The organism is Agrobacterium sp. T29 (genome assembly GCF_006970545.1).
In the GTDB taxonomy this organism is placed as follows: domain Bacteria; phylum Pseudomonadota; class Alphaproteobacteria; order Rhizobiales; family Rhizobiaceae; genus Agrobacterium; species Agrobacterium leguminum.
This window is the reverse complement of the sequence record NZ_CP040640.1, coordinates 1,637,876-1,650,155: the sequence shown is the minus strand read 5'-3', so window position 1 is coordinate 1,650,155 and position 12,280 is coordinate 1,637,876. Positions and strand designations below refer to the sequence as shown.

Sequence of the window (12,280 nt, the reverse complement as noted above, 5' to 3'; positions counted from 1 at the left end):
GTACCGTACCGAACCGTACTGTTTTGCCCCAAGGTGACAGTGACAGGGCTTGCGGTTTGCGCTAGAAAAACCGCAAAATAGGGCAGAGGCCGTTTTGACCGCGCAGCGGAAGACGCGTCTTAGCCCAAGAGATTGAGGAAAACACCATGCCAGCCTATCGCTCCAGAACGACAACCCACGGCCGCAACATGGCGGGCGCGCGCGGCCTTTGGCGCGCCACCGGCATGAAGGACAGTGATTTCGGCAAGCCGATCATCGCGGTAGTCAATTCCTTCACACAGTTCGTGCCGGGCCATGTGCATCTGAAGGATCTCGGCCAGCTCGTTGCCCGCGAAATCGAGGCGGCCGGCGGTGTGGCCAAGGAATTCAACACCATTGCGGTCGATGACGGTATCGCCATGGGCCATGACGGCATGCTCTATTCGCTGCCGTCGCGCGAGATCATCGCGGATTCGGTGGAATATATGGTCAATGCCCATTGCGCCGATGCGATGGTGTGCATTTCCAACTGCGACAAGATCACGCCCGGCATGCTGAATGCGGCGATGCGCCTCAACATCCCCGCCGTCTTCGTTTCCGGCGGTCCGATGGAGGCCGGCAAGGTCGTCCTGCATGGCAAGACGGTGGCGCTCGATCTGGTCGACGCCATGGTTGCGGCTGCAGACGACAAGGTTTCCGACGAGGATGTGAAGGTCATCGAACGCTCGGCCTGCCCGACCTGCGGTTCCTGTTCCGGCATGTTCACGGCCAATTCCATGAACTGTCTGACCGAGGCGCTGGGTCTGTCGCTGCCCGGCAACGGTTCGACGCTCGCCACCCATTCCGATCGCAAGCGACTGTTTGTCGAAGCCGGCCATCTGATCGTCGATCTGGCGCGCCGTTATTACGAGCAGGAGGATGAAACCGTCCTGCCGCGCACCATCGCCAACAAGGCGGCATTCGAAAACGCCATGTCGCTGGATATCGCCATGGGCGGCTCCACCAACACGGTGCTGCATATTCTGGCGGCGGCGCATGAGGGCGGCGTCGATTTTGGCATGGAAGACATCGACCGTCTTTCCCGCAAGGTTCCCTGCCTTTCCAAGGTCGCGCCTGCCAAGCAGGATGTGCATATGGAGGACGTTCACCGCGCCGGCGGCATCATGCGCATTCTCGGCGAGCTGGAACGCGGTGGGCTCATCAATCGCGATACCTATACCGTTCATGAGGCGACGCTGGGCGACGCCATCGACCGCTGGGACATCACCCGCACCAACAGCGAGACGGTGCGCCAGTTCTTCAAGGCCGCCCCCGGCGGCGTGCCGACGCAGGTGGCCTTCAGCCAGTCCTCGCGCTGGGACGATCTCGATACGGACGGCGAAAACGGCGTCATCCGCTCGGTCGAGAAGCCTTTCTCCAAGGATGGCGGTCTGGCCGTGCTTTACGGCAACATCGCGCTTGACGGCTGCATCGTGAAGACGGCGGGCGTCGATGAATCCATCCTGAAATTCACCGGCCCGGCAGTGGTTTACGAAAGTCAGGATGCGGCGGTGAAGGGCATTCTCGGCAACGAGGTCAAGGCGGGCGACGTCGTCGTCATCCGCTACGAAGGGCCGAAGGGCGGGCCGGGCATGCAGGAAATGCTCTATCCGACCAGCTATCTGAAATCCAAGGGCCTCGGCAAAGCCTGCGCGCTGATTACCGACGGCCGTTTCTCCGGCGGCACCTCCGGCCTTTCCATCGGTCACGCCTCGCCGGAAGCGGCGCAGGGCGGCGCCATCGGCCTCGTGCGTCAGGGCGATCTGATCGAGATCGACATTCCGAACCGCACCATCAACCTGAAGGTCACCGATGCAGAGCTGGCTTCGCGCCGCGCCGAGCAGGAGGAACTGGGCTGGAAGCCGGAAGCGCCACGCAAGCGCAATGTCACCACGGCGCTGAAGGCCTATGCGGCCTTTGCCTCGAGCGCTGACAAGGGCGCGGTGCGGATTCTGCCGGAGTAATTTCCGGATTTGCGAGATGATAAAAAGCCGCCGTTGATAAACGGCGGCTTTTTTGTGCCGATCACTCTTTATCGAGCCGATAAGGTCGAAGCGGCACGATTTTCCGCCGTTGCCGGCAAAAGGCATTTGCACGGCCGGTTGTAACAAAGCCCAGCTTGTCCATCAGCCGGTGCGACGCCCTGTTGTCAAACAGGGGATTGGCATGCAGGGTTTTGATGCCCATGTGCTGAAAGGCATAATCGATGACGAGGCGCCCGGCTTCTTCTCCATAGCCCTTTCCCCAGACACGGCGATCAAGCCAAAGGCCGAATTCGCCTGAAAGGCCGATGAGACCGACCAGCCTGCCATCATCCACCGCCCACACCGGCAGCCGACGCTCAGCAATGCGCCTGATGAGGCGCCGTGCATCATCGGGTTCGAAAGGGTAGGCCGTGCGCAGCAGATTGCGCAAAATGAGCCTGTCGTTCGTCAGCCGGGCGAGTGGCGAGGCGTCCGTCATTTTAAAGGGCCGCAGGACAAGGCGTGATGATTTCAGTTGCGGCATCGTTTCCCGTCTTTTGCATTTGCGGCAGGGCAATAGTCCTCAAGATCAGAAACTGATTCAAGCGCTTTGCATCTCGATTCCGGAATGCAGGCCAACGCCCTGTTTTCATACAGATTTCGCGAGATCATCGAATTGGGGTGTGGAAAGAAATAAGGTCACATTGGAGTGATTGGCGGCGTTTCCTCTTTTCATCGCCGTACGGCTTCCTAGCTCAGTGACATGAAAAGACGAACCGCACTTGCCCTTATCGCTTCCCTGCCTTTCGCCCCGCTTGCCCGCGCGCAAAGCACCGGCAATGGCATCCGTTTCGATCCGTTGCTGCGGGAGGCGGATGCGCTTTCCAGCCTCAAGGCGGTCATTGTCAGCATCGATGGCGAAGAGGTCGCGAGCCGCGCCTATCACGGCGCGGGTTTGAACGGCTCCACCAATATCAAGTCGGCCTCGAAATCGATCATCTCGGCGCTGGTGGGCATGGCCATTGATCGCAAGATTCTCGAAGGCGCCGACCAGCCGATCGCGACCGTTCTGCGCGGCGATTTTCCGCAAAATCCCGATCCCCGGCTGGAACGGATCACCGTCGGCAACCTGCTGTCGATGCAATCCGGCCTGGAGCGCATGTCCGGCCCCAATTACGGCCGCTGGGTCGCCAGCCGCAACTGGGTGCGGATGGCGCTGGGTTCCGGTTTTGCCGGGGAACCGGGCGGCGGTATGCTCTATTCCACAGGCTCCACCCATCTGCTCTCGGCGATCCTGACAAAAGCTTCCGGCCGTTCGACGCTGTCGCTTGCGCGCGACTGGCTCCGTCCGCTCGAAGGATTTTCAATCGGCGGCTGGGAGCGCGATCCGCAGGGCATCTATCTCGGCGGAAACCAGATGGCGATGACGGCGCGGTCTTTGCTGGCCTTCGGTGAGCTTTACCGCCGGGGTGGTGTGACACCCGGCGGCGAGCGGTTGATTTCACAGGGCTGGATCGAGCAATCGTGGCGGCAACGTACCAATTCCGTCTTCAACGGCGACGGCTATGGCTATTGCTGGTTCATCAAGGAGATGGCAGGCGAGACGGTCTATTATGCCTGGGGTTATGGCGGCCAGATGCTCTATATCGTACCCGCCAGACGGCTATCGGTCGTGATGACCTCTCGCGAGGACGCACCTTCCGCCCGAACCGGTTATCGTGACCAGTTACATGGCCTTATGGAAAACATCATCCGGGCGGTGTGAGGAGGTCAGAGCGGCCGGTTGATGCTCTGGAACGCCTCTCCGAGACGTTTCATGCGTTCCTCGTAAGCGCCGGTAAGGCAGGCAACGTCCGCTGCGCATTCCTGGCGTTTCTTCAGCCACTGGCTCTGCTCGTCGCGCAGCGTGTCGCGTGCGCCCATGGCCATCAGCTGGGTGAGGATGTCGAAGGTGGTGGCCATCTTCACATCCTGATCGTTCAGCGTGCGGTTGTCGCAGATCGCCTTTTCATCCGCGGCCAGATCGGTCTTTGCGCAATCGAAGCTCGCCGCGTTGGCCAGCGAAATGAAGGAGGGGGCAAGCAGGATGCCGCAGGCAAGGAGGATCGGTTTCAGATGCATGGTCGTCTCTTTTTAAGGACAGTCAGGTGCCGGTGAAACCGAAAAGGGGCGCTGTTGGTTCCAATAGGGCTAACCGATCCATGCCTGGAAAAGGACGGCCATCATCTTGCCGCTCTTTGCTTTACAGGCTTTGGCGTTATAACTCCATCATACTGATGACGATGAGGAATCACATGCGAAGCGTGTTGAAGTATCTGTCCACCGGCTTTCTCGCCGCACTCATTCTCCTGCCCTTGGGTGCTGCGGCGCAGGATAACAGGACCGTGCCGTCGAGCCACACGGAAATGCAGCTTTCCTTCGCGCCGCTGGTCAAGCGCACCGCGGGCGCGGTGGTGAATGTCTATGCCGAACGCGTCGTGCAGCGGCGTCTGTCGCCCTTTGCCGGTGATCCTTTCTTCGAACAGTTCTTCGGCCAGCAGATGCCGAACCGCACGGAAAAGCAGTCGTCGCTCGGTTCCGGCGTCATCGTGACCGCCGGCGGCCTCGTGGTGACCAACAATCACGTCATCGACGGTGCCGATGACATCAAGGTGGCGCTGGCGGATGGGCGTGAGTTCTCCTCCAAGGTGCTGCTGAAGGATGACCGCGTCGACCTCGCCATTCTGCAGATCGATGCGAAGGAGCAGTTCCCGGTGCTGTCGCTCGGCAATTCCGATGCGATTGAAGTGGGTGATCTGGTGCTGGCCATCGGCAATCCGTTCGGTGTCGGCCAGACGGTGACGAGCGGCATCGTCTCGGGTCTGGCGCGCAACCAGGTGACGCAGGGCGATTTCGGCTTCTTCATCCAGACCGACGCTTCCATCAATCCCGGCAATTCCGGCGGCGCATTGATGAACATGGCGGGTGAGCTGATCGGCATCAATACGGCCATCTTCTCCAAGGGCGGCGGCTCGAACGGCATCGGTTTCGCCATTCCCGCCAATCTGGTCCGGGTTTTCGTCGCTGCCGCCGAGCGTGGCGATGCAAGCTTCGAGCGGCCCTATATCGGCGCGACCTTCGATCCGGTGACATCGGATGTCGCCGAGGCGCTTGGCCTGCATCGCGCCCGCGGCGCGCTGGTCGTCAGCGTCGTCAAGGGTGGGCCGGCCGAAAAGGCGGGTATTGAACCCGGACAGGTGGTTACCGCCGTCAATGGCTTCGAGGTGGAGCATCCGGATGCGCTGGGTTATCGCCTGACGACCGCCGGCATCGGCAAATCCGCCGAACTGACTGTCATGGACAAGGGGAAAGAGAAAAAGGTGACCATCGCGCTCGATACCGCGCCGGAAACCGCACCGCGCGATGAACGGCTGATCGAGGGACGCAATCCCTTCGCCGGCGCGACTGTCGCCAATCTTTCGCCGAAGCTTGCCGATGAATTGCGCATGCCCTCGCAGGTGACCGGCGTTGTCATTACCGATGTGAAGCGCGGCTCGCCTGCCTATCGCGTCGGCTTCCAGCCGAAGGACGTCATCCTGTCGCTGAACGGCGCGGATATCGGCACCACCGCCGCTGTCGAGAAGGCGCTGGACGACAATCCTGGCTTCTGGCGGGTGGAAATCCTGCGCGACGGTCAACGCATCCGGCAGTTCCTGCGATGAGCGACGACCTCTTTGCCCCGCAAGTGCCCGTGGAGGTCGCCAACCGGCGGCCTCTCGCCGATCGTCTGCGTCCGAAGACGCTGGCCGAGGTGAGCGGACAGCCGCATCTGACGGGCGAAGAGGGCGTTTTGCGCCGTATGATCGATAGCGGCTCGCTCGGATCGATGATTTTCTGGGGGCCGCCGGGGACGGGCAAGACAACGGTTGCCCGGCTGCTTTCGGGCGAGGCGGGATTGGCCTTCGAGCAAATCTCGGCGATCTTTTCCGGTGTGGCCGATCTCAAGAAGGTATTCGAAGCGGCGCGCGCACGCCGGATGAACGGCCGGCAGACGCTGCTTTTCGTCGATGAGATACACCGTTTCAACCGCGCCCAGCAGGACAGCTTCCTGCCGGTCATGGAGGACGGCACCATCATTCTGGTGGGGGCGACCACCGAAAACCCGTCCTTCGAACTGAATGCCGCTCTTTTGTCACGGGCGCGTGTGCTGACCTTCGGTTCGCATGACGAGGAGAGCCTGAGCGAATTATTGAAACGCGCCGAGGAGGCGGAGGGCAAGCCCCTGCCGCTCACCGAGGATGCGCGGGCGAGCCTGATCCGCATGGCCGATGGCGATGGCCGTGCCGTGCTGACGCTTGCCGAAGAGGTCTGGCGCGCGGCGCGGAAGGATGAGAGTTTCGACACCGAAGGGCTGACGCGCATCGTGCAGCGCCGTGCCCCGGTTTACGACAAGAGCCAGGACGGCCACTATAATCTCATTTCCGCGCTGCATAAATCGGTGCGCGGTTCGGACCCGGATGCCGCCCTTTATTATCTGGCCCGCATGTTCGATGCCGGCGAAGAGCCGCTCTATATCGGGCGGCGGCTGGTGCGCATGGCGGTGGAGGATATCGGCCTTGCCGATCCGCAGGCGCTCGCCGTCTGCAATGCCGCCAAGGATGCCTATGATTATCTGGGCTCACCGGAGGGAGAACTGGCGCTGGCGCAGGCTTGCGTCTACCTCGCCACCGCGCCGAAATCGAACGCCGTCTATGTGGCCTTCAAGGCGGCGATGCGGGCGGCCAAGGAAAACGGTTCTCTGGTGCCGCCGAAACATATTCTGAATGCGCCGACCAAGCTCATGAAGGGCGAGGGTTACGGCGACGGCTACCGTTATGACCATGACGAGCCGGATGCCTTTTCCGGACAGGATTATTTCCCGGAGAAAATGGGGCGCACGACCTTTTACGATCCGCCTGATCGAGGTTTCGAAAGGGAAATCCGCAAGCGTCTGGACTGGTGGGCGAAGCTGCGTCGCGAGCGTGGATCGCGCTAGGATTTTACGCGGTTGCGCCGAAAGCTGTATCGCGGTCGATCTTAAGAAAAAGATTCAGGCCGCTGGCAAAAAGAGTCGTGAAACCGCGACAACTCGCTGTTTTTTAAGGAAGATCAGGATGCCTTGCGATGCGGCGCCGCCTGCTGCTGCGCGGGCAGCATCTTGACCGAGGATTCCGCCAGGCCGCTATGGCCTTCGGCATCGATCACCAGATGCCAGTGCAATGTCTCGGGAACGGCGATGCGGATCGGCGATTTTTTCGCGACGCCGCCGAGATATTTGAAATCGAGCAATTCGGTGAAACGCTGGAAATTCGCGCCCGTCATCAGCCGGACATTGTTGACGGCTGACAGGGATATTTCAAGGGTAGTTCCTGCCCGCAATTCCTTCAGGTCATAATGCGTATAGCGAAAATTCGGCCGGGCCATCGCGCCCTCCCTGTAAAGTAATTTCGGTCAAAGAGGATAGGGGCCGCACGGTTAACGGTGTCTTTAAATGCCGCCGGCCGGTTTGAAAATTCACGCTTGCTGTGCCTGTCTGGCATGGTGGCGCCAAGGAGTATGAGAATATAAGAATAATACCAACGTATAATATGTGTATTTAATAATAATAAATTTTTTGCCTTTAACATCGGCTGGTCGAAGTGCATCAGCGACGTTGAGGGGGAACATGAAAAACGTAACAATATCTACGCGCCTTTATGCGCTCGTCGCATTGTTTCTGGCAATACTGGCCGCGGCCCTGACATTCAGCCTGTTTGAAAGCTACCACGAAATGGAGCGCGAACGGAAAGCCGGGCTTGCGGCAATGAACGAAACCGCTGTTGCGATTCTCGATCAATATTACCGGCTGGAGCAGGGCGGAAGCCTGACGCGGGAGGCGGCGCAACAGCAGGCCAAGACGACCATTGCGGCAATGCGCTACGGCAATGGCAGCGGCTATTTCTGGATCAACGACATGCATCCCAAAATGGTGATGCATCCGATCAAACCCGAAATGAACGGCACGGACCTTACCGCCAACAAGGACCCGAACGGCAAGGCGCTGTTCGTCGAGTTCGTGAATACGGTCAAGGCGGGCGGCAAGGGCTTTGTCGATTACTACTGGCCGAAGCCCGGCGCGCCGGAGCCGGTCGAGAAATTTTCCCATGTCGCCGGTTTCGCCCCCTGGGGCTGGATTGTCGGCACCGGTGTTTATGTTGACGATCTTGAAGCGGTATTCTGGCGCGACGTCTATTTTAATGGCGGTCTTTGCATCGCCGCCGGTCTTCTGGTTGTTGGCGTGGCCGCAGCCGTCGTGCGCAGCGTGACGCGGCCGATCGATCTTATCCGCCAGAGCATGCGGCGGATTGCCGACGGTGACGGCGCGGCAGATATACAGTTCGCCGACCGTCGCAATGAAATCGGCGCGATTGCCAAGACGCTGCTGGTGCTGCGCGACAGCGTCAATGAACGCAGCGCGCTGCAGGCCCGCGAGGCCGACCAGCAGCGGGCACTGGAGCAGGAGCGGCACGGTAACGAGATGGTTCTGCGTTCCGCATCCGAGCGGCAGGCCCATGCCATGGAGCGACTGGGCAATGCGCTCGAAGCGCTTGCCAATGGCGACCTTACCGTTTCGCTTGCGGATATCGGCGCGGATTATGAAAAGCTGCGCATGGACTTCAACCGTGCCGTCGGCGCATTGCACGGCGCGATCGAGGCGATTGCCAGAACCGGCCATGTGGTCAATGACAGCGCCTCCGACATCAGCGGTGCGACCGGCAATCTTTCCCGCCGGACCGAACAGCAGGCGGCGGCGCTGGAGGAGACGGCTGCTGCTCTGGACGAGATCACCGCCACGGTGCGCACCGCTTCCGAGCGTGCCAACGAGGCCCGGCAGATGGTGCAGGACACGAAAACCAGCGCCGGCCGCTCGGGCGAGATCGTGCGCAATGCCGTCGACGCCATGGGCCGCATCGAGGAGTCGTCGAAGCGCATCGGCCAGATCATCTCGGTCATCGACGAAATCGCCTTCCAGACCAATCTTCTGGCGCTGAATGCCGGTGTGGAGGCGGCGCGTGCGGGCGAAGCCGGGCGTGGTTTTGCCGTGGTGGCGCAGGAGGTTCGCGAACTGGCCCAACGCTCCGCCAATGCGGCCAAGGAAATCAAGACCCTCATCAACCGTTCGGCCGAAGAAGTCGGCGGCGGCGTCGCACTGGTGCGCTCGACGGGCGATGCGCTGGAGGAGATCGTGGCGCTGGTCAATCGTGTCGATGGGCATGTGAACTCCATCGCCACGGCGGCGCGCGAGCAGGCGACCGGCCTGCAGGAGATCAACACCTCCGTCAACCACATGGACCAGATGACACAGCAAAACGCCGCCATGGTGGAAGAAACGACGGCGGCAAGCCAGACGCTTGCCGAGGAAAGCCGCCAGCTGCGCTCGCTGCTGTCGCGTTTCGAGCTTGGACATGGTGCCGGGCGCGAGGTTTCGCGGGCTGCTTGATTTCAGGTGTTTCAGGAAAGTTAAAGGGCGCGGCTTTGGCCGCGCCCTTTTGTTATAGGCAGGACTTTATCCGCCGGCGTCGTCATCGGACGCGATTGTCGCGGTCTTGTGTGGATGGGACTGCGCCAAACACATCATTCGTTATTTCCCGCAACCAATAAGGTTTCGTTTACCTCATTTCTTTAAAATTTATCCTGTATTGCCGCGAATAGCGGCCGCTGAAGGTACAGGTTCTCGTATGGCGTATGTTTCCCTTCCGCGTCGTCTTGTGACGTTGCTGATGATTTCCACGGTCATGGTGTCGTGTTCGGCGGAGGGCCTCGTGCCACCGGCGGAGGTGGACGGCACCACACGCGTCAGCGCCATCCGCTCCTCGCGGCAGCAGGGTTACAGCGCGCCGGCGGGTGCGGTGTATCAGGCAGAGCAGGCCGGGCAGGGCGCCGATTATCCGGCAGCCGTTTCACAGCCGATGCCGGAGCCTTACGCCTCGCAGGATCCGCTGCTGCAATCGCCGCAGGGCGGACAGGGTTATTCAACGCTCGATTCCCAGCATCAGGCGCGCATGGCGGCAAGCGGCCATGGCAATATGCCGGCGCAGACAATGCAGGGCCAGACGATGCAGGGGCAGACCATGCCCGCGCAGCAGATGACCAGCAACCAGATCGCCGAAGGCGAAGGCGGCGTGAACATGGATTCCATGCTGGGCGTGGAGCCGGTCCGAGGACTTGCCGAAGAACAGGATGCGGATATTGCCGAAGGCGCGTCGGCGCAGCCGGTGGTGGATGGTATCGGCACCGATAATCCCGTAGCCGTTCCTCCGGCCCGCCAGCCGCAACGGGCCAGCCAATCGCGGCTCATCCCGCCGCCGCCGGTAGGCTCTTCTTCCCGTCGTCAGCCGGTGGAAGAGGTGGCCATGGTGATGCCGAACGATCCGATGGCGGGCGGCGGGCTGCAAAGCAACCGCTCGATGCCGCCTGGCGTCATGCCATCCTCCGAAGTTGCCTGCCGCTCCGAACTTCGCCGTCTCGGCGTCGCTTTCCGGGATGTTGCGCGCATTGCCGACGGCCCGACCTGCGGTATCGATTATCCGATCGAGCTCAGCGGTCTCGCCAGCGGCGTCGCCATCCGGCCGGCGGTGAAGCTCAATTGCCAGGTCACGCTTGCCTTCGCCAAATGGGTGAAGTTCGAACTCGTGCCATCCTCGCGCTTCCGTTATCTCTCCGGCGTCGGCCGCATTACGCCGATGGGCGGTTATTCCTGCCGAAAGATGAATTCACGCTCCAGCAATCCGTGGTCCGAACATGCACGCGGCAACGCCATCGATATCGGCACCATCACGCTGAAGAACGGCAAGGAAATCGACGTGCGCAGCAAGAGCTTCTTCGCCTTCCGCGAAAAAGCGCTGCTGAAGGCGGTGAGGTCCGATAGCTGCAAATATTTCTCCACCGTTCTCGGACCGGGCAGCGATCCCAATCACTGGAACCATTTTCACTTCGACCTGCGCACCCGCAAGTCAGGTTACAGGCATTGCGATTAGGGGATTGGGACGAGAACGGCGTGATTGGGCAGGGCAATAGTCGGGCGGGCGTTTTAGACGCTCGCTGTAATGCGTCACGTTTGCAACTTCCGTCATTCCGGCTCAAGGCCGGAATGACGGAGTGTGGATTCACTTGTCGGAATTCCAACTCCTCTGTCACACCCCACAAAAAAAAGACCGGCCCGAAGGCCGGTTGAAGAAGACAGCCTTATCGGGGGGATATCGGCGTCTTTGCAAGGGCATGCAATGGGAAACGATCCCATGGAGTGGTCCATCCGGCGCGGATGTGCGGCAAAAGACATCGCGCCGTACTGACCTGCGGCCAACATGGCTTGCCGCGCTCTTCTGATACGCTATGAGGGTCACATGTTTGTGACAACGGCCCTCGGGAGCCTGCCTTTATGCCCCCTGTTTCAGAGCTGATGGTCTTTGCTGCGGCGCTTGCGGCAGCGGGTGTGGTCGCCGGTCTTCTGGCGGGGCTGTTCGGCATCGGCGGCGGCGCGGTGCTGGTGCCCGTCTTTTACCAGGTCTTCGGGCTGCTGGATGTGCCGGAGGCGGTGCGTATGCATCTCTCGCTCGGCACGTCGCTCGCCATTATCGTGCCCACTTCCATCCGCTCGTTCCTGACGCATCGTCAGAAAGGCGCGGTCGATATCGATCTGCTGAAGGGCTGGATCGTCGCCGTGCCGCTCGGCACCATCCTCGCATCCGTGGTTGCCGCCCATGCCTCGAGTGTTGCGCTGCGGCTGATCTTCGCCTTCATCGCGCTGGCGCTTGCCTTCCGGATGATCTTCAACCGGGCAAGCTGGCATCTGGGTTCCGACCTGCCGCAAAACCCGGGCCGTTTTCTGGTGGGCACCGGCATCGGGCTTTTTTCGGGCCTGATGGGCGTGGGCGGCGGGGTGATGAACAACACCTTCATGACGCTTTACGGGCGCACCATTCATCAGGCGGTCGCCACGTCTTCCGGCGTCGGCGTGCTGATTTCGCTGCCGGGGCTTCTGGGTTACATCTGGGCCGGCTGGGGCGATGCGGGCCTGCCGCCGTTTTCCACCGGCTTCATCAACTGGATCGCCGTGGTGCTGTTGATCCCCATCACGCTTGTCGTTGCGCCCTATGGCGCGCGACTGGCGCATGCGCTCAGCAAGAAGCAGCTTGAGCGCGCCTTCGGACTGTTTCTGGTCTTCGTTGCGGCGCAGTTTTTCTATAGCGTTTACGGCTGATTTTCCCTCTCCGCCGAACGCAGTGTTCAGCCCGTCGGAC

Annotated in this window: 10 protein-coding genes; 7 read left to right on the top strand and 3 right to left on the bottom strand. The window is 61.0% G+C overall.

Annotation, left to right across the window (positions count from 1 at the left end; translation table 11 throughout):
- The first annotated feature begins 146 nt into the window (after window positions 1–146).
- Window positions 147–1,982, top strand: coding sequence for a dihydroxy-acid dehydratase (gene ilvD / locus FGF54_RS08365; protein WP_142779418.1), 1,836 nt, complete (start codon window positions 147–149; stop codon window positions 1,980–1,982).
- A gap of 61 nt (window positions 1,983–2,043) precedes the next feature.
- Here the strand turns inward: ilvD and FGF54_RS08360 are convergent, their stop codons facing one another.
- Entirely contained in the window at window positions 2,044–2,481 is a 438-nt protein-coding gene (locus FGF54_RS08360; protein WP_168208039.1) for a GNAT family N-acetyltransferase, read from the bottom strand.
- Window positions 2,482–2,745: 264 nt separating this feature from the next.
- On the opposite strand from FGF54_RS08360, the gene FGF54_RS08355 reads away from it, so the two are divergent.
- On the top strand, window positions 2,746–3,747 hold the full coding sequence (locus FGF54_RS08355) for a serine hydrolase (RefSeq protein ID WP_142779416.1): 1,002 nt from the start codon (window positions 2,746–2,748) through the stop codon (window positions 3,745–3,747).
- Window positions 3,748–3,752: 5 nt separating this feature from the next.
- On the opposite strand, the gene FGF54_RS08350 is transcribed toward FGF54_RS08355, so the two are convergent.
- On the bottom strand, window positions 3,753–4,103 hold the full coding sequence (locus tag FGF54_RS08350; RefSeq protein ID WP_142779415.1) for a lysozyme inhibitor LprI family protein: 351 nt from the start codon (window positions 4,101–4,103) through the stop codon (window positions 3,753–3,755).
- Window positions 4,104–4,276: 173 nt separating this feature from the next.
- Here FGF54_RS08350 and FGF54_RS08345 point away from each other — a divergent pair, with 173 nt between their 5' ends.
- Window positions 4,277–5,683, top strand: coding sequence for a DegQ family serine endoprotease (locus FGF54_RS08345; protein WP_065655902.1), 1,407 nt, complete (start codon window positions 4,277–4,279; stop codon window positions 5,681–5,683).
- Window positions 5,680–6,996, top strand: a complete 1,317-nt coding sequence (locus FGF54_RS08340) for a replication-associated recombination protein A (RefSeq protein ID WP_142779414.1) — start codon at window positions 5,680–5,682, stop codon at window positions 6,994–6,996. The genes FGF54_RS08345 and FGF54_RS08340 overlap by 4 nt, the downstream gene beginning before the upstream one ends.
- Window positions 6,997–7,109: 113 nt before the next feature.
- Here the strand turns inward: FGF54_RS08340 and FGF54_RS08335 are convergent, their stop codons facing one another.
- Entirely contained in the window at window positions 7,110–7,424 is a 315-nt protein-coding gene (locus tag FGF54_RS08335; protein ID WP_142779413.1) for a DUF1883 domain-containing protein, read from the bottom strand.
- Window positions 7,425–7,665: 241 nt separating this feature from the next.
- Here FGF54_RS08335 and FGF54_RS08330 point away from each other — a divergent pair, with 241 nt between their 5' ends.
- From FGF54_RS08330 to FGF54_RS08315, 3 genes are all read left to right on the top strand, one after another.
- Window positions 7,666–9,480 (top strand): methyl-accepting chemotaxis protein, encoded by a 1,815-nt coding sequence (locus FGF54_RS08330; RefSeq protein WP_059760437.1) that lies wholly within the window; start codon window positions 7,666–7,668, stop codon window positions 9,478–9,480.
- A 238-nt stretch (window positions 9,481–9,718) separates the two neighbouring features.
- Window positions 9,719–11,017, top strand: coding sequence for an extensin family protein (locus FGF54_RS08325; protein ID WP_142779412.1), 1,299 nt, complete (start codon window positions 9,719–9,721; stop codon window positions 11,015–11,017).
- Between the two features lie 401 nt (window positions 11,018–11,418).
- A complete protein-coding gene (locus FGF54_RS08315; RefSeq protein ID WP_035261319.1) occupies window positions 11,419–12,240 on the top strand; it encodes a sulfite exporter TauE/SafE family protein in 822 nt (273 codons plus the stop codon).
- Window positions 12,241–12,280 lie beyond the last annotated feature (40 nt).